This is a genomic window from Deltaproteobacteria bacterium, assembly GCA_021737785.1.
In the GTDB taxonomy this organism is placed as follows: domain Bacteria; phylum Desulfobacterota; class DSM-4660; order Desulfatiglandales; family Desulfatiglandaceae; genus AUK324.
The window spans coordinates 58413-80770 of the sequence record JAIPDI010000021.1 but is presented as its reverse complement, the minus strand read 5'-3'; the positions used below and the strand labels follow the sequence as shown (position 1 = coordinate 80770).

Sequence of the window (22358 nt, the reverse complement as noted above, 5' to 3'; positions counted from 1 at the left end):
TGCCTTACAGGACTCTCCTTTTCAACTTTTCATAGAAAGACTCGCGAGATCCAATCATGTTGATGACAATCAACCCATCTTCCTCGAAGACTTCGTATACGATTCTGTAGGATTTGCCCTTGTGGGTCAGATGATAGGATCTGAGGCCCTTGAACACATAACCGAGTTCATGGGCTTGAAATGGATTTTCTCGAATGTTTTTGAAATGGATCGTCTTAAGATCATCTAAAAGGCCGTGAGGGAGCCTTTTCAGGTCGTTCTTCACGGCTTTGATGCTCTTGATCTCAAACATTTTTTAGCTGTCCCTAAAAAGGTCCTCTTCTCTTATTAACTCGCCTCTTTGCATCTCCAACATGACATCCTTCCTTCTTTTCAAAAGCTCATCGGAAAGCTCCTTGTCCGCAAGGATCGCAAGGGTTTCTTTTTCCTGCTCAGTCAAATCTCGTATAGCCTCCAGTATTTCAAGAGGCGTCTGAATCCTCTTTGTTTGCGTTTTCATAACAGAACCCCCTGTTTTGAATCCCTTTCTATTGTCTCTCTTGGGTATGTTACCATGCCCTAAGGCATTCGGCTATGGTTTGTTTTTCCCGATCAGCCCCATGGAGCAGATAATGCGCGGCTCGCCGTCCTCTTCTTCGTCTTCATGGATGATGCAGAGCCGGCCCTCCGCGCGAAGGAGGAGCACCAGATCGGCAAGCTGTTGGTCGTTGATGCCGGCCTTGAGCTGGCGGTTTAAGGTGTCGATCGCCACGGGCCGCAGGGGGTAACGGTAGATTTCATCAAGGCTTTTGTTGAGTTCGGCAAAAGTAGATTCAAAGAGGGTGCCCTCCCATTCCTGGATGAAATGCTTCAGCCGCTCATAGGTTCGGAACCGGGCACCCCGAGGGCTTCCAAGCTGGCCGCCGATCCGCTTTTCTTCGCGGACAATGTGCTCGACCCCGGCCCGGACCAGTTCGTGGTGTCTGTCATGCCTCGGGAGGGCGGGCGTTGTGGGCTCGCAGGCAGCGGCGCGGAGGATCTCAATCTGGGATTCGGTAATGCTTTTCCCTGTGGGGTCCACATAGGCCAGGGCGTCGTTGCCCTCGGCCGTGCGCATGTAAACCAGGACCCCTTCAGGCCTGTCGGGCAGCGCAACATGGCCTCGGGTGGCATAGACCACGTCGGGAAGGGCCTCGATCCGACGTCTTAGATGGGGATCCTGATCCACTGAGTTCTTCCAGATCTGATAGGCCTGCGACGCCAGGTCCACATCGGCGTCATCGTCGCCATCCAGGATGCCGGATCTCTCTGTAAACAAATCCCGGACCACCTGCTCGTCGCTCTGATCTTCAAAGAATGCCTCATCGCTCCCCACCACTTCTTGGTTTTCGCGCAACCGGTTTCGAACACGGCTGCGAAGCCGGATGATCCGCTCCACGCCCTCGGCAGTGAAAAACGAGTAGCAGAGGATTTCCTCGGCGCTCTGGCCGATCCGGTCCACACGGCCGGCCCGCTGGATCAGGCGGATGATGGCCCAGGGGAGATCGTAGTTCACCACAACCGCGCAATCCTGCAGGTTTTGTCCTTCCGAAAGGATGTCAGTAGCGACCAAGACGCGGAGTTCTTCATCAGACCGGATGCGGTCCTGTTTTTTGTTGCTGACAGGGCTGAAACGCCAGGCCAGGGCCGTTGGATTGGGGGTGTCGCCGCATACGCCGGAAAGCCTCTTGATACCGCGCAACTGGGTTTCCAGGTAGTGAACCGTGTCAGCGAACTGGGTAAACACAAGGACCTTGTCCGAGGGATGCTTTTCGGTCAACAGCTCCACGAGTGCGGCCAGCTTAGCGTCGCGGCCCGGATTCCAATCGCCGTTAATCTCCAGGATGCCCACCAGTTTTCGGGCGTCGGCGTGGAGATCTCTGGACAAGGCCTTTATAAAAAGGTTCGGCCGCAGCCATTTGAACCGGCGCGTGTATTTCCGCTCATACAGCCCATAGATTTCTGCGGCCCGTTGACGAAAGTCGGCCTCGGTACGAAGGGATTCATTTTGACCGGCCCTCTCATTGCTGCTGTCTTCATCCTCAAAAAGGTCTTCGGTTGCCTCGTCCCTGTCCTCATCGGAAAAGCGCGTATCCAGCATTTCCGCATCCTGAGAACCGATTGGCAAAGACAAATTGTTCTCAATGGCATGAAGGAAGATAAAATTGCGCAAGACATGCCGTTCCACGGACTGGATGAAGGCCATGCCCGAGCTTTCCAGGCGTTTAAAGAGATTGGTGCGACAGAAGCCCATGAGGCGTTTTCCGGCGCGAGAAAGGTCCTGAAGCTGGCGCTGTTCTGCCGGTGTAGGCGGGTTGTCCAGGTTTGGGGCAATGTAGTTGCCCAGTCCATAACGGGGAAGTGCCAGATCATTGATGGCATCCACAACCTGGTCTGAGTAGAGCCGGGCATATTGATCCTCCGGATTTGCATCATCTACCTGAAACCGGATCGTGCGGGGCGTACGCGTGGGGAAATAGGAACGCCGACCGTCAGGGAACTCCAGATACCGGCGCTGGTCGCTGTCATTTGTTTTGGCATAGTTTTCCTGGATAAAGGAACGGGTGCGGCGAATCAGATAGAGCCTCATGAGATCGCGCCAGTCATCGCGGTGTTCGCTGTTTTCAAAGGCGGCCAGGGTCCTTGGCGAGCACTGGTGTCTCCGTAAGAATTCGGTCTCGGACATGCCGCGCAGGTACTGTTCAGGGCGGATGCCGATATCCAAATCCTCTTCCACGAACAGGCGCAACTGGTTCGACAAGTCCAGATAAGTTTTGTTGTAAGGCGTCGCGGTCAGCAAGACGACCCGGCTGTCATTTTCCTTGATATATTCCTGTACAGCACGGTAGGCGAGGCCTTCCCGGTTTCGCAGGTTGTGGCTCTCGTCGATCACCACCAGCTGGTAGCGTCGCTCATCGGGGAGATCCCTGATCGCCCGGCTGATGGAGAGGACCTTTCCCCTGAGACCGTATTGCTGGCGATAATCCTCCCACATGGGCACGAGGTTTTTGGGGCAGATAATCAAGGGGCGCATGCCGTAATCATCTTCGAAGATGCGGGCCAGGGCGGTTGCCATCAATGTCTTCCCCAGGCCCACCACGTCGCCGATAAGAACGCCATGTCTCTTGTTGACGTGATGCGCGGCAATCCTGACGGCCGCCTCCTGAAACTCCAGGAGGTGTTCCTGGAACTCGCGGGGGATGCAAAACTCGGACAGGCCGGCACGCGCCTCTTCAGCCAGGTGATAGGCCATTTTGATGTAAATATGGTACGGGGGGACCAGCTCTTCCCGGGCCCAGCTCTCTTCGATGATCTGGACGAGTTCCTTTGAAATATCAATGCAGAAACGGTCGTTCCATCGATGGTCAAACCACCGGGCAAGTTTTTGGGTGGCATCGTGATCCAGAACGTCCACATTCAACTCACCCTGGCCTGCCAGGCCCGCCATGGTGAGGTTGCTGCTCCCGAGATAGCCGACAATGGGATTGATGGGGTCGGACCGAAACAGGAGGTACAGCTTGGGGGGTCGGACCGAAACAGGAGGTACAGCTTGGCGTGAAGGGGATGTCGCAAGAAGAGCTTGGCGATAACCCTCTTTTCTTTGAGCCTTTTGGCCAAACGGCGCAACCCGGCTTCGTCTTCATTGTTGGGGGCGCCAAAGGTCAACTGACGGCGAAATTCCTCGGCGAGCTGCTTCTTGAGCCGGATGGCGGATTGATTGTCCATACCCTGGTCCCGGGACATGCGGCTCAGGACTTCACGGAGTTGATCCTGTGGCGGCTTCTGCATCCCCACCAGTAGCCTGCATGCGCCATCCGTCTCCGACCACTGCGCGATATGTCTATCCAGTTCCTTCCAGCCACGGAGATTGAAATAGCCGACGCAGAAATCAGCCCTGTCAGAGAGGCGCAAGGCGCCTTGAAGCGCCGGAAGGAGGGCTTGCTCGATATTGTCGAAAACTTGGGGCATTGTTAGCCTTTCCTGTGCAACAATGCAAGATTTACGACACGTTAGTGACTTTGTTGACTTGTACCAGACCTGGAGCCACATGCCGCAGTCGTGCTTTCATCGGAATCTCAAAAAGCAAAACCCCGCTTCCATCTGACTGGAATGACGGGGCTCTTGTTATATTTCAGGCCATTTCAAATCCTCCTGCCCCTGCCCGGGCTGAAAAAAGGACGCCGGGTGGATGTTGACTGCCGTGTGTTATGTATTCCCAACTGCTGAATTAGTCAAGGGAAACTGGATGCTGGTCGCTGAATGCTAGATGCTGGATCTGGATACGCACCCCCTTGCCGCCTCACCTTCCGTCCTCTATCCACCAAACTCACCAAATTCACGAAACTGGACCTGTCCGCCACCTGGGCCTTGTGCGAGAAGTGGCGAACCAGGCCGAAGCGCACGCGGTCGGCCACCGGGTTGCGGAAGAAAGGGCTTCCGCAGAGATATAACTGTTCACTTTTTATCTTTTTTGCCATATCTCGGTTTCGGCTCATCGACTTCAAAACCTATCCGTTTTCTCGAGGGATCGGGCGGCGCTGCAAGCTGCTGAATGGCCTCAAAGACAATCCTGAACCGCTCATCATAATTCATTTCCATTTCTTCCAGCTTACGGGCAAGCCGCTCATGGGAAACGAGCATTTGACGGAGCCTGACAAAGGCACGAATAATGGCGATATTCACCTCGATCGCACGTTCGCTTTTCAGAACACTCGACAGCATCGCCACACCGTGCTCCGTGAAGGCCATGGGCGCATATCTTAAACCCATCTTGTCACCACTGGAGGTCACAAATTGTGATCTCCAATTCTCAAATTCATCTTTCGTGAGTTCTAACATGAAATCCGGAGGGAACCGCCTGAGATTTCTTTTTACCGCCTGCTTCAATACCCTTGTTTCCACCCCATACAGCGCCGCCACATCTCTATCCAGAAGAACCTTTTCCCCTCGCAACCAAATTATTTTGCTGATAATTGATTCAATGGGAACAATGTCTGTCATACTTGCTCCTTACGTCTATTTGAAGTGGCTGTCAGCCCATATTCACGACCTTTTTTGATTAATCTTGTCGCAGAATACAGTCGGGGCGCTTCCCATCCTCCAATGGCCAAAAATACAAAACCCCGCTTCCATTTGACTGGAATAACGGGGTTTTTGTGATATTTCAGGTCATTTCCAATCCTCATGCCGCATCAGGGACGGAAGAAGAAAGCCGGGTCGGTGTTGACTGCCGAATGTTATGTAGCCCCAACTGCTGAATTAGTCAAGGGAAAGCGGAGCCTAGCTGATGGCTGATGGTTCATAGGGGAATTTTGGAAGGGGCACCTGACCTTCTCACCTTCTCATCTTCTCACCCTCTGCCCGGTTAACGGTTGTCGGGTTTCGCTCTACCCGGGGACAGTGTGTCCAATCATGCCTTTCGTCCAGTTTGATGTCATTGACGCATGGCATCTGAAACTTCCTGTCGGCAGGTCTCGGCGATCCACTGGTTGATGCTTTTGTTTTGTCTTTTCGCCTCAAGAGAGATGGCACAATGAAGTTCCGAAGGGATTCGCAGAACAAACCGGCCGGAGAATGGCTTTTCCGGTTCCTTGCCAATCTCACGGCAGGTTTCCAGATAATCGTCAATTGCTTCATGAAAATCCTTTTCCAGTTCTGAAACCGAGGCCCCTTCAAAGCCGATGACGTCTGTTAATCCGAGAACGCGGCCATGAAAAATGCGGCCTTCAGCATCAAATTGGACGTTTCCCGTGTATCCTTTGTATTTAAGCGTGTTTTTCGTCATGACCCTCTCCTGCAATCTTCAAAAAATCTCTGACAAGTTCGACGGCGTATTTACCCAATTCCTTTCGGGGATGGGGTTTATGCATGTTCAGAACATGATTTCTCAAGACAACGCGTATCCTTGAACCGCTTCCTTCTCGGATATCGGCACCGAGCGCCCCGAGCAGCGATTGGATCTCGGTCCATGCTATGTCGGCACGGGTAGGACGTTCGAAAATTTTCTCAAGCGATCTCCTCTGTCTTTTGTTCATGGCTCTAAGATACTACTTTTGATATCATTCTTCAAATGCAAAGAGACTCTCCCTCTTAACCAGGCAAACCTAACGGCATCGCGCCACAGCCGAGGATTTAATCTCGGAGAGGTGGTCGCAAATTGCAACCACCTCGGCCTTTTCAACTGCCTCACCAACCACGAATATCCCTATCCATACGAATATCAGATCGTTTTTTGCAGCACATATCCGAGCCAGATGTCGGTGTCGCGGACCTTGGAGACGTCACGCGAAAAATCCATGACCGCGAGGTTCAGATCTGCGAATATCTGTCGGAGATCCTGGTCCTGCCACAGGTAGAAGGTACGGCCGTGGGATGTTTCTGTCAGGTTTCGGCCCTCTTTGAGGGTAATGAGGGCGTGGCCGGCCGGACGAAGTGCCTTTAGAATATGCTCAAACCGCTCATGCGCAACATGGACCAGGGCGCCCACTAGCAATAGGGAATCGAACGAGAGAGCGGAAAAATCATATGTCTCAAAGTCGACCTCCAGGACCGGACAACCGGAGTGGTTGCGGGCCATAGCGGCTATGGTCGGAGACTGCTCCAGCCCCATGGGCCTGAACCCCCGCTCCTTGAACCACCGCATGTCACGGCCCGAACCGCACCCCACATCCAGGATGGTCGCTGAAGGGGGAAGCCTCTGTACAAGGGGATTGAGGAATGAAAAGGGGTCGATCCCAAAGGTCGATGCGTGGTATTCAAGGTAATTTTGCTCGTAATAGTCAACCATGGCTGGATGTTGAACGCTCGTTGCTGGATGCTGATTGCTTATTACAGTGGGGTTGAAAAAAGGACACCGGATAATGAAGCTTGTCTGAGGTTTCATAGTCGGCCATACAGGTAATGTCAACAGAAACATCCCGGATCCATGCCCGAATACCGTCGAAAAGCGGGCAGATAACCAGGGCTGCACCGATTTCCGACTCCTGGCAATTGACTCCCGGCTATCCTGCCATGCGGGATTGTCATATACGGTCACAAGGCTGGAGCTTTTTTTCGCAAAGATGCGTTTTGTCCACGGAACTCAACAACATCACGAAACGGGAAGAGGGCGTCATATTGTTTACGTTGGTTTTTAGCTTGCCCCTGCGGCCGTCGCCCGGTTTCAGAGGGTGTGGTCCATGAGGAATGCCAGGGGGAAGTCGCGAGAGACCGGGAAGCTGGCCTTGAGGATCGCATTCTTGTGGTTTCGGATTAGCCGCGCAAATACCAGGTTATCATGGGGGCTTCACCCACTAAAGAGAGGATATATTTTCCTTTAAGATATTGCTGGCCACTCTCTTCACGGGCACGTTGATCTTCCTGGCATATTCATTCAGGGCGTAGAATGTTTCCTGGTCGACCTCTATCTCGAATCTTCTGCGCCTGATATCGATGACCGCATCGACAGGTTCCAGATATTCTTCGTAGTCGGAGGTGCTGTGCGTGTCCCAGAATTCCCCTGCCTCGTCCTCGGACGCAAAAGCCTCGGGAAGCGGCTCACGTACTTGATGATCGTTGTCTTTCATAATAGTTCCTTTCTGCCGAATCCATATCCCGGGCGGAGATAGGTGAGGCTCTGTTTCCCTTCACACCAGCACCTCTTCCGCCTCTTCTCGGCAATCTGCCCTCTTGCGCGAGACCTCTTGTGGTTGCGGCCCCGCCGCGTTACCCTTATTGCGGTTTATAAATTTCCAGAATTTTACGCTCGGTTTCGCCCTCGATGCTGGCCGTAATTTCCACATAATCGGCAATGCTGGAATTCTTGAGTTTGTGGCGCAGAAGTTCATCCAGCTGAAAAATCCCCGCTGAATTGGCCAGGGAAATCGTCAATTTTACCGGACGATCCAGGCCTTTTTCAATCTCCACCGAATCCACGGCCCGGGCCGAGATGGAATGAATGTTGACCCGGCCGGTTTCAAAGGGGATGCGCGAACGGCCTTCGGTCATGTCCAGGGCATCGGCCACCTTGAGCACTCCGGCTTCGATGGTCAGACAGGTTTCCCCGGCGGCATGGCTGACAATGGCGTGCAACACCTCCGAGGTGATGGTGGTGAGATCAGGCTCTTCATAGATGTCCTTTAAGAGCTGACGGGCCTTGGAATAGGCCAGGAAAAGGCTGTATTGCTCGTGATGGGACCTGTGCACGGCGATTCCGATGTCATGGAGGCATGCGGCAAGGACCACGATAAGCTCCCCATCCTCTTGTTTCAGACCGTGATCTTTCACCACGCTGGGGGAGATGCCTCCCTTGGCCAGCAGTCGAAGCATTTTCAAGGCGGCATTGGCCACGATGCGGATATGGATTTCACCATGGTCGCTGATGCCGCCCCGATCCACGGCATTCACATTGGCGCACTTCCACAGTTGAAACAGTTCCGCATCTTCGTTGATTTGATGAACCAGCTGTTTCAGCTTCGGGTTCTTCCGGGTCAGGACAAAGAATTTCATCTCCTTTTTAGTCATTTGCCACCTCTCAAGAACCGCCTGCGGCTCACTCCCGGCGGGTCCGAACATTACCGATGCATTTCAGAAAGATCCCGGCAAGAGACGCCCGTGCAATCCGGATCATGCCGCCATCCGCTTCCCAATGGCCCTTGCCGCAAGCGTACCGCTGGCCGAGGCCTGAAGCAGGCCCCGGGTGATGCCCGCCCCGTCTCCCACCACGAAGAGGTTGTGGATGGCCGTCTCCATTTCAGCCGATATGTCCGCCCGGTTGGAGTAGAACTTCACTTCTACGCCATACAGGAGCGTATGCCGCGAATAGACCCCTGGGGCGATCCGGTCGAGGGCCTGGAGCATTTCAATAATGCTCAGGAGATGGCGGTAGGGAAAAACAAAACTCAAATCCCCCGGCGTGGCGTCGCTCAGGGTCGGCTTGGTGAGACAGCGGTCGATCCGCTTCGGGGTGCTGCGTCTCCCTGCCAGAAGATCCCCCAGCCGCTGGATAATGACGCCCCCGCCCAGCAGGTTCGCAAGTCTGGCGATATCCCGGCCATAGGCGATGGGGTCATCAAACGGCTCGGTAAAGAAGCTGCTCACCAGGATGGCAAAATTGGTGTTCTCGCTCCTTTTTTCAGCATAGCTGTGTCCGTTTACCGAGATGATGCCGTCGTTTTCTTCGGTCACCACCTCACCGTAGGGATTCATGCAAAAGGTCCGGACCTTCTCGTCAAAGGTTTTCGAATAGTGGACCAGTTTGGATTCATAGGTGGCGTCGGTAATCGTCTTGAGGACCGGGGCCGGGAGTTCCACGCGCACGCCGATGTCCACGGAAGTGGAACGGGTCCTCAGGCCCAGGGCCTCTGCCTGCTTTTTCATCCAGGGGGCCCCGGATCTGCCCGGTGCCACCACCACAAACCTCCCGTGGACACATTGACCGTCGACCAGCCGCACCCCCTGGACCCTTCCCTGGTCCACCAGGATGTCCCTGACCCCGGTTTGCGTACGTATCTCGACCCGCCCGGCCAGGGACGCCCGAAACCGCTCCAGTACAATCGGGCAGTTTTCAGTGCCGATATGCCGGATGCGGTTGGGTATCAGTTCAAGATCCGCCAGTTTGGCCTGATCGGCCAGGGCCTCCACCTGCACCCAGTCCTCGCCAAAGATGCGGTCCGGGGCCCCGTGCGCCACATACATCCCGTCTGTGTGCTCCAGCAGGCCCTGAAGGTCTCTCGGGCCGATGAAATCCCCCAAGACCCCTCCGATCTCTCTGGAAAGGGTCAGCTTTCCGTCGCTGAAGGCGCCGGCGCCGCCCCATCCGCAGAGCCGGTCCTCCACACTGTGGTGCCTGCGCAGGCTGAGATCTTTTCCTCTCTCAAGGAGAAGCACACGCGGAACCCCCATGTCTGCAAGGGTCAGTGCCGCAAAAATGCCTGCCGGGCCGGCCCCGACGATAATCACGTCATAGTCCATTTGCACTCCCCGGTGTCTGAAAGAAAAAAAGGGCCTTCCTGAGACAGAAGATCCCAGGGATATGCCATATCTCTTTTCGATCACCTGAAAAGATCTTAAACAAAACAGGCCGATCTTCAGCCCGGACTCGAACACATCCTGTCGGACACCATACCATGAAAAGCCTTTCTCCGTAAAGATCATGACCGGGGATTCGCGGCGCAGGATCCCGCGGCCCCGGGACATTCTTGACATGGGAACCGGAATCCCTTATAGTTGTCTCTGTAGACAAAGGATAAGATGCAAAGGTCAACGCCCCTTTCTTGTCACGTCCTCCAATAATAAGGCACCCCATGCAGCTCCCTGTCCCATCGGCAGTGGGAATGAAACAGCCAGGGGCAGTAGGGGGGAGGCCGAAACCGGGCACGCCCATCACCCATAATTTGACGTCTCGGAGCGATGACACCTCGTTGTCATCATGCATCTTTGGTATCGGTTGTCAGTGCTGTGGATCCGGAACAATGGCGCCGGGAATGATGCTTTTCATTCCTCTTGCCCATTCCTCCGGTATTCCACCATGTCCATACTTAAATCGGGGCCAGGCCCCATAAATTGTCAGTCATCTATGTCGGTTCATCACCATCCGGATATTGATACCCTGAAAGACTGGTTGGATACGGGCGCCGGGTCCATGGCCGTTGTCGGCCTCTCGGGCTCGGCGGAGGCCTATTTCTTCGCCCGGGTCCTGACCGGTCTCCACAGACCCTGCCTGGCCGTCCTTCCGGACAGAAAGGGCGCAGAACGGCTCTACAAGGCCCTTCAATTCTTCATGAGCGGCCCGGAGGCCGACGAGACCGCCTCGGACCTGAGGCTCCATCAGTTTTTCCCCTATGACATGTCTCCCCTGACCGGGCTCAGCCCGCACCGGGAGCTGATCACCCGACGAATCCGGGCCCTGTATGCCCTCACCTCCGACCCAAATCCGATTGTCGTCACCTCCATCGAGGCGCTCTGTTTCCGGATCATGCCCAAGGAATCGCTCCTCGATTCCCTCGAATACCTCGAACCCGGAGAGGAGGTGGACAGAGAGCGCTTTATCCGGCGGCTCGAAGTCAACGGCTATCTGCGGACCTCCCTGGTGGAAGACCGGGGAGATTACTCGGTACGGGGGGGCGTCATCGATATCTTCTCGCCCCTGTATCCCCTCCCGGTACGGCTGGAGTTCTGGGGAGACCGGCTCGAATCGATCCGTCAGTTCGATCCCGTCAGCCAGCGGTCGCAGGGCCCCTTGAACGAGATGATTCTCCTTCCTGCCTCGGAGGTCATCATGGACCAACCCAATGTTCAGCGGGCCAGATCCTTGGGAAGGCTTCCCGGATCCGAGCCCGGCGCAGGATTTCCGGGGCAGGAGGCCTGGCTCAATCATTTTTATTCACGTCTCGACACCCTCTTCCACTATCTCCCCCAAAATGGAGTTCTTTCCCTTTTTGATCCGTATCGCATGGAGTCAGAGGCCCGGAAGGCAGACAAGCGGTTTCAGAAGGACCAGGAGCGATTCAGGGAGGACGCCACAAAAAAAGGGGTCCCCTTCCCGGATCTGGAGGGGGTCTTTGTCCCGTTTCCGGAAATCGACCGGCAGTTTCAATCCCGTCAGAGGATGGGATTCAGCCAATTGAATCTGGAGGAAGGCCCCGCCCCTGACCATACGTTGATTATCCAGGGCCGTTTTCAGTTGGAAGGCGATCTGGAACTCAGGCTCACCGGGAGCGGCAGGGTTTCCATGGCCCCCTTTGCGCAAAAAGTCGCCTCGTGGCTCGCCGCCCGATCCAGGGTCGTTATCACCTGCAGCACCGAACAGCAGGCGAAGCGCTTAAAAGAGATCCTGGCCAACTACGATATCCAGGCGGAAAGAGTGGTCCGGGGATGGGACCAGATCCCCGCCCATGCCGGCTTGAGCCTGTGCCTGGGGAGGCTGGCAAAAGGCTTTGCCTGGCCGGATATCGGCCTCTATGTGGTCAGCGAAGATGACATCTTCGGGGCCAAGGCCGTCAAAGGACCATCCAAGAGACGGCCTCGAAAAGACGGCCTCTCGTGGTCCAGCTTCAGCCAGCTCAAGGCCGGGGATCTGGTGGTCCATGAGGAGCACGGCATCGGTCGGTATGGCGGGCTGGTGACCATGGAGATCGTCCGAAAGATGAATGACTTTGTCATTGTGGAATATGCCGACAACTCCAAGCTCTACATCCCCGCGGACCGGGTCAGCATCCTGCAGAAATATGCAGGGGCCGATGAAGCGCTTCCCAAACTGGACCAGTTGGGGGGAAACGCGTGGAATATTGTCAAACAAAAGGCCAAAAAATCGGTCCGGAAGATCGCCAGACAGCTTGTGGAACTCTATGCCCTCAGGAAATATCGAAACGGGTTCGCCTTTTCGCCTCCGGACAACTATTACCGCGAATTTGAGGCCACCTTTGAACATGAAGAAACCGATGACCAGATCAAGGCGATTGAAGATGTTCTTTCAGACCTCTGTTCAGAACGCCCCATGGACCGGCTGGTCTGCGGGGACGTCGGTTTCGGAAAGACGGAAATCGCGGTCCGGGCGGCGTTCAAGACGGTTTCAGATGGAAAACAAGTGGCCTTTCTGGTCCCCACCACGGTATTGGCGGAACAGCACTTCGAGACCTTTAAACAGCGGATGGCGCCCTTTTCCATCGAGGTGGGGGTGCTGAGCCGGTTCAAGACCAGACGCGAACAGGCGGAGACGGTGGGGAGACTCCGGTCAGGCAAGATCGACGTGGTGATCGGCACCCATCGGATACTTCAAAAGGATATCAAATTCGCAGACCTGGGGCTGATGATCATTGATGAGGAACAACGGTTCGGGGTCCGGCAGAAGGAGACCCTGAAAAAATACCGGGCACTGGTGGATGTGCTGGCGATCACGGCCACGCCGGTTCCCAGGACCCTTCAGATGTCCATGATCGGGGTCCGGGACCTGACCGTTATCGAGACGCCGCCCCAGGACAGGCAGGCCATCGAGACCTACCTGTCGCCCTATGATGAATCCCTGATCATCCGGGCCATCGAGTCGGAAATAGAGCGGGGCGGACAGACCTTTTTTGTGCACAACCGGGTGCGCACCATCGAGGTCACGGCCGATCGGTTGCGGAAGCTGGTTCCTCGGGCCCGCCTGGCCGTGGCCCACGGTCAGATGAAGTCAAGGGAGCTGGAGGAGACCATGCTGCGATTCCTTCATAAGGAAATCGATGTCCTGGTCTGCACCACCATCATCGAGTCGGGGCTGGATATCCCCTCGGCCAACACCATTATCATCAATCAGGCCGACCGCCTCGGCCTGGCCCAGATTTATCAATTAAGAGGCCGGGTGGGCCGGGCCAAGGAAAAGGCCTATGCCTATCTCATGATCTCCGACGGATCGGTCCTCACGAGGGACGCGGAAAAGCGGCTCAAGGCCTTAATGGATTTTTCCAATCTGGGGGCGGGGCTGCACCTGGCCATGCACGATCTGAGGATTCGCGGCGGCGGCAATATCCTCGGGTTTTCACAATCGGGACATATCTCGGCCATCGGATACGAACTCTATATCAAGCTCATCGAACGGGCCGTTGCCGAACTCAAGGGGAAAGAGTGGCAGGATGACATCAACCCGGAGATTAACATCGACATTCCCGCCTATCTTCCGGCGAGCTATGTGATGGACATGGATGTCCGGTTAAATCTCTACCGAAGGCTCTCCAGTCTCATCGACCCGTCTGAATTAAAGGAGATTATCGAGGAGATCAAAGACCGTTTCGGTCCCCCGCCGGAGGAGGTGGTTCATCTCTTCGGCCTGATGTCGCTCCGTCTCCTCCTGAAAAGGCTTCGGATCAGCAAACTGGATATGGGGTCCGACAGCCTGACCCTGACCCTTCCCGAAGATACGGCCATACACGCCGAAGATCTGGTCCGGCGCATACATGCCAGCCCGCGCAAGTATCGACTCCTGCCCGACAACAGGCTTAGAATCAGCGTTAAATCTTTCTCTTTTCCGGATGATCTTGATAAGGTGGCGAAGGAAATGGCCGCATTGGGCGTGGATGAAGACGGATGAAAGGGCGCGGGAATCCAGGAGACGGCAAAAAATGTATTTTATTTTTTCAGATTTGCTGTTAATCTTATAAATTCTGGTTAGTTCATCGCATGATCGCGACAGATGCAACAGGGTCGGTGGAAAATCCGTTCGGGGTTCCCATGTGACCGGGGATTCACCCGACCGCCAAGGAAGATTCAACTCGAATAACTGCCCCGGGATGGGGATGGGGACCGTCATGGGATGCATACGCCGCGGCCTTTATGGCCTTCTCATCTGAGCCCTCATTTTTCCGGTCGCCGGTTGCGGCCTGTTCGATCATGAACCGGATGCGGCCATAGAAATCGGTTCGATTCGACTGACGGCCGATGCCCTGAAAAGGGAGCTGGCAGTTATGTGTCCTGGAACGGCGCTGCCGGACAATGGCGCAGAAGAGATCAGGAACCGGATGGTCAGGCAACTCATCGACTATCTTCTCATTATTGAATTTGGAAGGAAAATGGGCATCGCGGTCACTGAGGCGGAATTCCAGGAAGAGCTGGCGGCGCTCAAGAAGGACTACACAGAAGCTGAATTTCGGGAAGCCTTATTGCGGGCCCATGTGGAACCGGATTCATGGGAATCCCGTCTGAAAACCCAACTCCTCTTCAGCAAGGTTGTCCGGGAGGTCTCCAAAGGCGTGGAGCCACCCAGCTATGAAGAGATAAAGGCCTATTTCCAGGAGCACAGGGATGAATTCAGATGCCCGGAGAGGGTGAAATTCCGTCAGATCGTCTGCGCGTCTCCGGAAGCGGCACAGCGGCTTAGGGCGCGTCTTACGGCCGGCGAAGACATGGGAGAACTGGCAAAAGCACATTCCACGGCCCCTGAGGCCGAAAATTACGGCGAGGTGGGATGGGTCGGTCGGGGCGATCTGATCGAATCCATGGAACATGTCCTTTTCTCGTTAGTGCCCGGAAAGGTCAGCCCGGTTGTCAAAACCCCTTTCGGGTATCATCTTTTTGAGGTGGTGGCCCATCGACCCGCCGGTCCCGGAGAGCTCATGGACGTCATGGATATCATCGAATCCAGACTGCTCCGGCAGCGGCAAGACCGCTTTTACGAAAAATGGTTGAAAAAACTGAGGGCTGAGTCTAAAGTCAGAGTTAATCAAGAAATCTTAAGTAAATTAAAACTATCTTAATCAGAAGGGTCCCTGCCCGGTTTTCCGCCTGGACAGGCCGGCACCAGGGAATGAAGAATGGAGCCCATGAATACATTACGAACCGTATCTCAATGGATGGTGGTTTTCGCCGCGACCCTGGTATTCGTCTCCCCTGTCCCGGCCGAGACCCAAAACAGGGTCGTCGCCATCGTCAACAATGAAGTGATCACCCTTTATGAGCTTAACGGAAAGATAAGGGAGCTTACCGGATTCTCCCCCAGGGAACTCAAAGAGAGATCTGAGGATATGTATATCGAGACCCGGCGAAAGGTTCTCAACGACCTCATCGACCAGAAAATCGCCCTTGAAAAAATCCGGGAATTGGAGATAACCGTATCGCCCGAAGAGGTGGATCAGGCGATTGAAAGGGTAAAAGCGGACAATCAGCTGGACCAGGAAGGCCTCCTTGCCCAACTGAAAGAACGGGGGACCTCCTATGAGGCCTACAGGAAATCGATCAAGACCGAGTTAGAGAGAATGCGGTTGATCAGCTATGAGGTCCAATCCAAGATCATGCTGAAGGAGGAAGATATTGAGAAGTACTACAAGGAGCACATTGATGAGTTTACCAGCGGGGGAAAGATCCGCCTGGCGCTCATTTTTCTCAGGCAAGCGGATCCGACGGACAAGGAAGAGGTCCGGAATCTGTATCAGAGGGCCCAAGACATCTATAAAATGATCGAAAACGGTGAGGATTTCGGCAACCTGGCGAGAAAATTTTCCAGTGGGCCCGGGGCCAAGGACGGCGGTGATCTCGGCACTTTCAAACTGTCGGAACTGAACCCGGAAATGGCCGAACAAATCAAGGGCCTCTCCGCTGGAGACGTGGCCAAGCCGATCATCAGACCCGAGGGCATTCAAATCATCAAGGTCGTAGAAAAGGACGCGGAAGGGGTCAAATCACTCGAACAGGTCCGGAATGCGATTCAATCCATCCTCTACCGTGAAGAGCTCGAGAGAAGATATTCCGCCTGGATCAGCGAGTTGAGGGACAAGGCATATACCAAGATCATTTTTTAATGCAGAAAACCGGGAACATAGATGGATACTGAGGAACGCCATCCCCTAAATTTAAACCACACCGATGCAGGCGAGGATTGGGAATTCCCCTCCGGCAAGGAACTCGGCCCCCTTTTGAAGGCCAAACGGAAAGAAGCGGGACTTACCCATGCCCAGATCTCCGAACGCCTTAAGATCAGTGCCCGTTTCCTTGAGGCATTGGAAAACGAGGATTGGGACCGTCTCCCTTCTCCCGCATTTATAAAAGGCTTTATCCGATCCTATGCCCGGGTCCTTGGATTGTCAGAAGAGGGTCTCATCGCCCTCTACCAGGAGACGGCCCCCCCTTCCCAGCCGATGCCGAGACCGCTTCAGGCAATGCCCAGGAAAAAAAGGGGGATTCTTTACCTTATACTGGTCTTTGTTGTCCTGGCCGGAGGATTTGTTGCCTATGAATGGTTGGAACGTCCGGGCCCCGGAGAGTTGACGACGCAACAGGAGCCCCCCCTTCCGGCAGAGGAGAGGTCGGATGCCGAACGGATAGATCCGGGCGGCCGGTTGCAATTGGAAAAGGAAGAAGCACCCCCGGATGAGATGCCGGGACCGTCCGCTCCCCTTGAAACCGATACGGAGTCGCCCCAGGAGGTTCCGGCCCCGGCCCCCGGCCCTGAAGACACACGATCCATTGATCACCCCGATACACTTGCAGATGCCCCTCAGGAGACGGAGGAACCGGCAGCTCCTTCAGAAACAGCAAGTCTGCCGCCAGCTGAAACACCGGTCCCGGATACGGCCCCGGTCCCGGAAAACGACATGCCGCCTTTGATCCTGAAAGCCGATGTCAAGGAGCGGACCTGGGTCAGGGTGACCATAGACCAGGAAAAACCCAAGGAATATATCCTGGATCCTGAAAGCAATCCCCAATGGCGGGCCCATGAGGGGTTTGAATTGCTGATCGGCAACGCCGGGGGGATCGATCTTGAATTCAACGGCAGAAAGATGGAAAATCTGGGTAAACAGGGGCAGGTCATTCGACTGAGGCTTCCCTCAGAAGATGAAAGGAGCGTCTCAACAGACTAGTATGGAAAACGTCTTAGACATCTTTGAAGAACGGGGTTTTGTCGAGCAGATTACGGACAAATCCCTTGTCTCCCGGTTGCTGGAGGGGCGGGTCACCTGCTATATCGGCTTCGATCCCACTGCCAGGAGCTTCCATGCGGGAAGCCTCCTTCCTATTATGGCCCTGGTGCACATGCAGCGGGCGGGTCACCGGCCCATTGCGGTCATCGGGGGGGGAACCGCCCTGATTGGAGATCCCAGTGGAAAGACCGAGATGCGTCCCATTATCACCCGCGAAGAAATTCATGAAAATGCCGCCTATCTGAAAACACAGCTGGCCAGGTTCATCGATTTCAGTGAAGACAAGGCCCTCATGGTGAACAACGCCGACTGGCTGACGCGTCTCAATTACATCGATTTCTTAAGAGATATCGGCCGGCACTTCAGCGTCAACAGGATGTTGAGTGCGGAAAGCTACAGGGCCAGATTGGAGACAGGCCTCAATTTCATCGAATTCAACTACATGCTGTTGCAGGCCTATGATTTCTGGCATCTTTTCAAGTCGTACGACTGCCGCCTTCAGATGGGTGGAAACGACCAGTGGGGCAATATCCTGGCAGGGGCGGACCTTACCCGACGCATGGAAGGGGAGATCATACACGGTCTTACATTCCCTCTACTGACCACATCGTCAGGCATCAAGATGGGCAAGACGCACAAGGGGGCTGTCTGGCTGGACCCGGAATTGACCTCGCCTTATGAATACTATCAGTATTGGATCAATCAGGATGATCCGGATGTGGGACGGTTTCTGTCCCTCTTCACCCTCCTGCCGATGGACGAAATCCGCCGGTTGCGGAGGCTCGAAGGTGCGGATATTCGAAAGGCCAAGGAAGTCCTGGCATATGAGGCCACCCGACTGTGTCATGGGAAAGACGCGGCAGACCAGGCGCAGAAGGCCTCCAGGCAGTTATTCGGTCTTGATGCATCCGCCGCGTCTGAATCCGTACCGATTTACCGAATCAGCCGGAACCAGCTCGATAGCGGCATCCCTGCCTATATCCTTTTCGAGGATTCAGGCCTTTGCAAGACGCGGGGCGAGGCCCGCCGGCTGATCGTCCAGGGAGGCGGATATTTGAACGGATACAAGATCGAGACATTTGATCAGTTGGTCAACATCGAAGACTTTGAGGACAATTCCCTCCTCCTGAGGGCGGGGAAGAAACGGTACATGAAGGTGATTCTGGATTGAGGGATTACCTTTTTAAGATGACCACAAAAATTATATCGCCTGCGGGAATCCCCGTGGATGGGATGGATGGCAGCGTCTTTTTATGAAGGACCCCAAAAAGGCATACACACCCGAAGAGATGAAAGATTCGCCTGCGAAAAGGAAAAAAGAAAGGGTATTGCCCCCGTCTGTTCACCTCGCGGAAACCGCCCTGGTCCCCTTTGACCCGCTCCAGATTTACCTGATCGAGATAAAGCGGTATGACCTCCTTACGAGAGAGGAAGAGAGAGAACTGGCCATACGGGTCATGGAACAGAAGGATGACGAGGCCGCCTTCAAGCTCGTCACCGCCAATCTGAGACTGGTTGTAAAGATCGCCATGGATTTTCACCGGTACTGGACAAAAAATCTGCTGGACCTGATCCAGGAAGGGAACCTGGGCCTCCTCCAGGCAGTGAAAAAATTCGATCCCTATCGGGGGATAAAATTTTCCTACTATGCTTCGTTCTGGATCAAGGCCTATATCCTTAAGTTTATCATGGATAACTGGAAGTTGGTCAAAATTGGGACGACACAGAGCCAGCGCAAATTATTTTTCAACCTCGCAAAGGAACGGGACAAACTGATCGCCCAGGGCTTTGCCCCTGAACCCAGGCTGCTGGCCGAAAGGCTCGACGTCAAAGAAGAAGAAGTCGTTGAAATGACGCAACGTCTGGGTGGATGGGAGGTTTCCCTCAGTTCGCCCATGGGTGAAGATTCAAGAGAGGCCTTCGGGGCCTTCCTGCCCGACCCGAGGACACCCATAGACGATCAACTCTCAGAGATGGAAAATCGCGATCTCCTCATCAAGAGCCTGCGCGAATTCCGCAAAACCCTTTCGGGCAAAGAGGCCGACATATTTGACAATCGCATCATGGCGGAAAAGCCGTTGACGCTTCAGGATCTGGGGGACAAATACAATATTTCCCGCGAAAGGATCCGGCAGCTCCAGGAAAAAATCATCAATCAGATAAAGAAATGGCTGAAGGAAAAAATACCTAATTTCGACGAAGAGTTCGGGGATTTCCTGAAGTAATGGAGATCCGCTTCTCCACCCCGGCATTAACACGATACCCATTTGCCGAGGGGCGGTTGACGCCTCCCCGAGGTGGATGTCCACGAGGAAGAATGAAACCGTCTGCCGTACCCTCCACCAGAGATCGCACCAGCCCTCAACGGCCGTTCCTGAACAGGTTCTTGATAACGTGCCGGGTGGGTTTCCTCACTTTCCTGGGGGCCGTCTCCGCGTGTGCGCCGACACCCTCCACTATTTTGAAAGAAGCCCCCTCGGTTGAACAGACCGAAGAGGTGGTTCGGATCACGGAAAAAGATCAACTCCAGCAGGCCTACCGGGATTTTACCATGGCGGCCATCTCCTTGACCCGGGGAAATCTCGAAGAAGCCCGGACATACCTTGAATCCGCAATCCAGCAAGATCCCGACTCGGTTTATCTGCACCAGAAAATGGCGCTCCTTCTAAAAGAGCTGAGAGAGTACCCCGAGGCCCTGGCCTATGCTCAAAAGGCGGTCGATCTGGATCCTTCGGACGCCACGAGCATCACATTGACAGGGGATCTCTACGCGCTCACCGGCAATGATGACCTGGCAGTGGAACATTATCGGAAGATCCTTCACATGGAACCGGGGAACCAGCGCATCCGGCTCCTGTTGACCACCATACTGGTGAGAGAGCGGCAGCTCCAGGAGGCCCTTGATCACCTGGACATACTGATCGAACAAAATCCTGAACTGGTGGTGGCCCATTACTACCGCGGCCGTATCCATCTGGAAATGAATCGCTACAACGAGGCGGAAAAGGCATTGGGGGAGGCGTTGCGACTCAATGAAGGCCTGGAACCCGCCCTTTTTGACATGGCCACGCTGTATCAGATGACAGACAGAGAGGAAGATGCCGTCAGCACCTATCGGAAACTGGTGGAACTCTACCCGGACAATATCCCGGCCCGGGAAAGACTGGCGGTTTTATACCTGAAAATGGGCCTTCAAGAAGAATCCGAAGACCAGGCCAAAGAGATCCTGAAACACTCAACCCCGGGGGCGCCCGAGCGTCAGGCGCTTGGACTCATTTATCTGAGGCAGGGGAAGATTGAAGATTCCATAACAGAGCTGGAATTGATCGTCAATGCCTGGCCGGGTGACGATAAATCGAGGTACTACCTGGCCACTGCCTATGAAGAGAAAGGAGAGATCAAGAGCGCCCTGGAACACTTCAGAAAGATCCCTTCCGCTTCCCAATACTTTGTCAATGCCCAGATACACATCGCCCATCTTCTGACCACACAGGAAGAATTCGATGCGGCCATCGAGGTCATGGAAAAAGCCATATCACTGGAGCAGGACAGGATCGAACTCTATCTGATGCTTGCATCTGTTTACGAGGCCAAGGAGGCATACGACCAGGCCATCACCGTTATCCGGGAGGGGCTGAAATTAGACGGCCGCAATATCGACCTTATCTTCCGGCTGGGCGCGCTTCTGGATAAGAAAGGGGACAAGGAAGCAAGCATTGAACAGATGCGGAAGATCCTTGAAATCGATCCGAACCATGCGGACGCACTCAACTACATCGGGTATACCTATGCCGAAGAGGGGATCAGGCTGGACGAGGCAATGGCCCTCATTAAAAAGGCATTGGCAATTAGACCTGAGAGCGGGTACATCATGGACAGCCTCGGATGGGTGTATTACAAGAAGGGGATTTATGACAAGGCCGTTCTCCACCTTGAAAAGGCGGTACAACTCACACCCAATGATCCCACCATCCATGAGCATCTGGGTGACGTCTATTTCAAGAAACAGGATTATGAAAAAGCGCTCCGCTATTATATGAAGGCCCTCTCCTTGAACCCTGCACAGGAGAAACAAGTCAAAGAAAAGATAACCGAGGTGCAGGAGCTTTTGAAGCAAAAAAATTGACTTTCCTCAACCAAAAGACCCCCCTTTTTCTGGGGCTGCTTTGGGTAGCGGTGCTTCTCCTCTCAACCGGCTGCGCCCGGATGATGACCAGACCCCCATCGCCCCCCCTCGGCCACTCCCAGATTGCGGGCATCATATCGTCCTATAAGGAACAGGAAAGCGCCGTCCACACCCTCTTTTCTTCCGGAACCCTCACCATCGAGCGCCAGGGGACCCGATCAGAGGCAGAGGTTCTGATCGTCGCCCGTCGGGACCCCTCCAGCATCCGGATCGAGATCACCCATGCCTGGGGCCGCCCCCTCCTCCATATCCTGGTGGATGGCCCGCGCCTGGATGTCCTCTCTTTTTCTGAAAAGCGCCATTACCGAGGACGTCTCGGAAGCCCCCTCCTGTTGAAGCAACTCCCGTTCCCCCTCGATTCCGATCTCCTCTGGTCCCTCGCCAGGGCCTATCCGGTGCTGCCCCCTTTTCACCAGGCCCGCTCCGAAAAAGGCGACCGGATCACCTTGTCCGATAGACAGAACTCTGACATCCGGGTCATTGATCTCTATCCCGACAGCAGCCTCCCCCAAAGGGTCTGGTGGCGGCGACAAGGAGTTGCCATGTCGTTTTCCGATTTTGAGGAGGCGGGCAATTTAATATATGGAAGGGAAATCGGGTTAACCGATGCCAAGGACACGATTCGATTGACCCTCGAGATCAGGAAGATGGTCTTTAACCGCCCGGTTCCGGACTCCCTGTTCCAACAGGAAGCCCCTCGGGGATTTGAAGAGGTTCATCTCTAGCATCCGGCTTTTCAGGTGCTTCCACAATGCCGGGCGTCAGGCCCTGTTGCTTGATTCCTCACC

18 protein-coding genes and 1 pseudogene are annotated in these 22358 nt (G+C 54.7%); 8 read left to right on the top strand and 11 right to left on the bottom strand.

What is annotated here, in order from left to right:
* Nucleotides 1–4: 4 nt before the first annotated feature.
* From K9N21_12020 to K9N21_11975, 10 genes and pseudogenes are all read right to left on the bottom strand, one after another.
* Nucleotides 5–292, bottom strand: coding sequence for a type II toxin-antitoxin system RelE/ParE family toxin (locus K9N21_12020; GenBank protein MCF8144634.1), 288 nt, complete (start codon nt 290–292; stop codon nt 5–7).
* Between the two features lie 3 nt (nt 293–295).
* A complete protein-coding gene (locus K9N21_12015) occupies nt 296–499 on the bottom strand; it encodes a hypothetical protein (GenBank protein ID MCF8144633.1) in 204 nt (67 codons plus the stop codon).
* Between the two features lie 72 nt (nt 500–571).
* Nucleotides 572–3987, bottom strand: a pseudogene (locus tag K9N21_12010) (NgoFVII family restriction endonuclease).
* 486 nt (nt 3988–4473) lie between these two features.
* Nucleotides 4474–5019: an ORF6N domain-containing protein gene (locus K9N21_12005; protein MCF8144632.1), complete on the bottom strand. Its 546-nt coding sequence runs from the start codon at nt 5017–5019 to the stop codon at nt 4474–4476.
* Between the two features lie 433 nt (nt 5020–5452).
* Nucleotides 5453–5803 carry a type II toxin-antitoxin system HicB family antitoxin gene (locus tag K9N21_12000; GenBank protein ID MCF8144631.1) on the bottom strand — a complete coding sequence of 117 codons (351 nt, stop codon included), beginning with the start codon at nt 5801–5803 and terminating at the stop codon, nt 5453–5455.
* Nucleotides 5784–6053 (bottom strand): type II toxin-antitoxin system HicA family toxin, encoded by a 270-nt coding sequence (locus K9N21_11995; GenBank protein MCF8144630.1) that lies wholly within the window; start codon nt 6051–6053, stop codon nt 5784–5786. The genes K9N21_12000 and K9N21_11995 overlap by 20 nt, the downstream gene beginning before the upstream one ends.
* Nucleotides 6054–6238: 185 nt before the next feature.
* Nucleotides 6239–6805: a class I SAM-dependent methyltransferase gene (locus K9N21_11990; GenBank protein ID MCF8144629.1), complete on the bottom strand. Its 567-nt coding sequence runs from the start codon at nt 6803–6805 to the stop codon at nt 6239–6241.
* 505 nt (nt 6806–7310) lie between these two features.
* Complete coding sequence (locus tag K9N21_11985; protein MCF8144628.1) at nt 7311–7583, bottom strand: BrnA antitoxin family protein; 273 nt, start codon at nt 7581–7583, stop codon at nt 7311–7313.
* Between the two features lie 145 nt (nt 7584–7728).
* Nucleotides 7729–8505: an HD domain-containing protein gene (locus K9N21_11980; GenBank protein MCF8144627.1), complete on the bottom strand. Its 777-nt coding sequence runs from the start codon at nt 8503–8505 to the stop codon at nt 7729–7731.
* 117 nt (nt 8506–8622) lie between these two features.
* Complete coding sequence (locus tag K9N21_11975) at nt 8623–9969, bottom strand: FAD-dependent oxidoreductase (GenBank protein ID MCF8144626.1); 1347 nt, start codon at nt 9967–9969, stop codon at nt 8623–8625.
* Between the two features lie 604 nt (nt 9970–10573).
* Between K9N21_11975 and mfd the strand changes: the two genes are divergently transcribed.
* Nucleotides 10574–14062, top strand: coding sequence for a transcription-repair coupling factor (mfd, locus tag K9N21_11970; GenBank protein MCF8144625.1), 3489 nt, complete (start codon nt 10574–10576; stop codon nt 14060–14062).
* A gap of 154 nt (nt 14063–14216) precedes the next feature.
* Here the strand turns inward: mfd and K9N21_11965 are convergent, their stop codons facing one another.
* The gene (locus tag K9N21_11965; protein ID MCF8144624.1) at nt 14217–14501 is read right to left on the bottom strand and encodes a hypothetical protein; all 285 of its coding nucleotides are present in this window, start codon (nt 14499–14501) and stop codon (nt 14217–14219) included.
* Between K9N21_11965 and K9N21_11960 the strand changes: the two genes are divergently transcribed.
* The 7 genes from K9N21_11960 to K9N21_11930 all read left to right on the top strand — a co-directional run bounded on the left by K9N21_11960 (nt 14490) and on the right by K9N21_11930 (nt 22295).
* The gene (locus K9N21_11960; GenBank protein MCF8144623.1) at nt 14490–15224 is read left to right on the top strand and encodes a peptidylprolyl isomerase; all 735 of its coding nucleotides are present in this window, start codon (nt 14490–14492) and stop codon (nt 15222–15224) included. The genes K9N21_11965 and K9N21_11960 overlap by 12 nt on opposite strands.
* Before the next feature lie 66 nt (nt 15225–15290).
* The gene (locus K9N21_11955; protein ID MCF8144622.1) at nt 15291–16265 is read left to right on the top strand and encodes a SurA N-terminal domain-containing protein; all 975 of its coding nucleotides are present in this window, start codon (nt 15291–15293) and stop codon (nt 16263–16265) included.
* Nucleotides 16266–16286: 21 nt separating this feature from the next.
* On the top strand, nt 16287–17324 hold the full coding sequence (locus tag K9N21_11950; GenBank protein ID MCF8144621.1) for a DUF4115 domain-containing protein: 1038 nt from the start codon (nt 16287–16289) through the stop codon (nt 17322–17324).
* Nucleotide 17325: 1 nt separating this feature from the next.
* Nucleotides 17326–18555, top strand: a complete 1230-nt coding sequence (gene tyrS, locus K9N21_11945) for a tyrosine--tRNA ligase (GenBank protein ID MCF8144620.1) — start codon at nt 17326–17328, stop codon at nt 18553–18555.
* A gap of 82 nt (nt 18556–18637) precedes the next feature.
* Nucleotides 18638–19609, top strand: a complete 972-nt coding sequence (locus K9N21_11940; protein ID MCF8144619.1) for an RNA polymerase factor sigma-32 — start codon at nt 18638–18640, stop codon at nt 19607–19609.
* Nucleotides 19610–19701: 92 nt separating this feature from the next.
* Nucleotides 19702–21510: a tetratricopeptide repeat protein gene (locus tag K9N21_11935; GenBank protein ID MCF8144618.1), complete on the top strand. Its 1809-nt coding sequence runs from the start codon at nt 19702–19704 to the stop codon at nt 21508–21510.
* Nucleotides 21507–22295 carry a hypothetical protein gene (locus K9N21_11930; GenBank protein ID MCF8144617.1) on the top strand — a complete coding sequence of 263 codons (789 nt, stop codon included), beginning with the start codon at nt 21507–21509 and terminating at the stop codon, nt 22293–22295. Before K9N21_11935 ends, K9N21_11930 begins: the two co-directional genes overlap by 4 nt.
* Nucleotides 22296–22358 lie beyond the last annotated feature (63 nt).

Excerpts from the sequence above, each read along its gene's own strand:
- K9N21_11940 (MCF8144619.1), top strand. The coding sequence starts at position 18,638 with ATGAAGGACCCCAAAAAGGCATACACACCCGAAGAGATGAAAGATTCG.
- K9N21_12000 (MCF8144631.1), bottom strand. The coding sequence starts at position 5,803 with ATGACGAAAAACACGCTTAAATACAAAGGATACACGGGAAACGTCCAA.
- K9N21_11950 (MCF8144621.1), top strand. The coding sequence starts at position 16,287 with ATGGATACTGAGGAACGCCATCCCCTAAATTTAAACCACACCGATGCA.
- tyrS (MCF8144620.1), top strand. The coding sequence starts at position 17,326 with ATGGAAAACGTCTTAGACATCTTTGAAGAACGGGGTTTTGTCGAGCAG.
- K9N21_11935 (MCF8144618.1), top strand. The coding sequence starts at position 19,702 with ATGAAACCGTCTGCCGTACCCTCCACCAGAGATCGCACCAGCCCTCAA.
- mfd (MCF8144625.1), top strand. The coding sequence starts at position 10,574 with ATGTCGGTTCATCACCATCCGGATATTGATACCCTGAAAGACTGGTTG.
- K9N21_12015 (MCF8144633.1), bottom strand. The coding sequence starts at position 499 with ATGAAAACGCAAACAAAGAGGATTCAGACGCCTCTTGAAATACTGGAG.
- K9N21_12020 (MCF8144634.1), bottom strand. The coding sequence starts at position 292 with ATGTTTGAGATCAAGAGCATCAAAGCCGTGAAGAACGACCTGAAAAGG.
- K9N21_11980 (MCF8144627.1), bottom strand. The coding sequence starts at position 8,505 with ATGAAATTCTTTGTCCTGACCCGGAAGAACCCGAAGCTGAAACAGCTG.
- K9N21_11975 (MCF8144626.1), bottom strand. The coding sequence starts at position 9,969 with ATGGACTATGACGTGATTATCGTCGGGGCCGGCCCGGCAGGCATTTTT.
- K9N21_12005 (MCF8144632.1), bottom strand. The coding sequence starts at position 5,019 with ATGACAGACATTGTTCCCATTGAATCAATTATCAGCAAAATAATTTGG.
- K9N21_11995 (MCF8144630.1), bottom strand. The coding sequence starts at position 6,053 with ATGAACAAAAGACAGAGGAGATCGCTTGAGAAAATTTTCGAACGTCCT.
- K9N21_11985 (MCF8144628.1), bottom strand. The coding sequence starts at position 7,583 with ATGAAAGACAACGATCATCAAGTACGTGAGCCGCTTCCCGAGGCTTTT.
- K9N21_11960 (MCF8144623.1), top strand. The coding sequence starts at position 14,490 with ATGGTCAGGCAACTCATCGACTATCTTCTCATTATTGAATTTGGAAGG.
- K9N21_11990 (MCF8144629.1), bottom strand. The coding sequence starts at position 6,805 with ATGGTTGACTATTACGAGCAAAATTACCTTGAATACCACGCATCGACC.
- K9N21_11955 (MCF8144622.1), top strand. The coding sequence starts at position 15,291 with ATGAATACATTACGAACCGTATCTCAATGGATGGTGGTTTTCGCCGCG.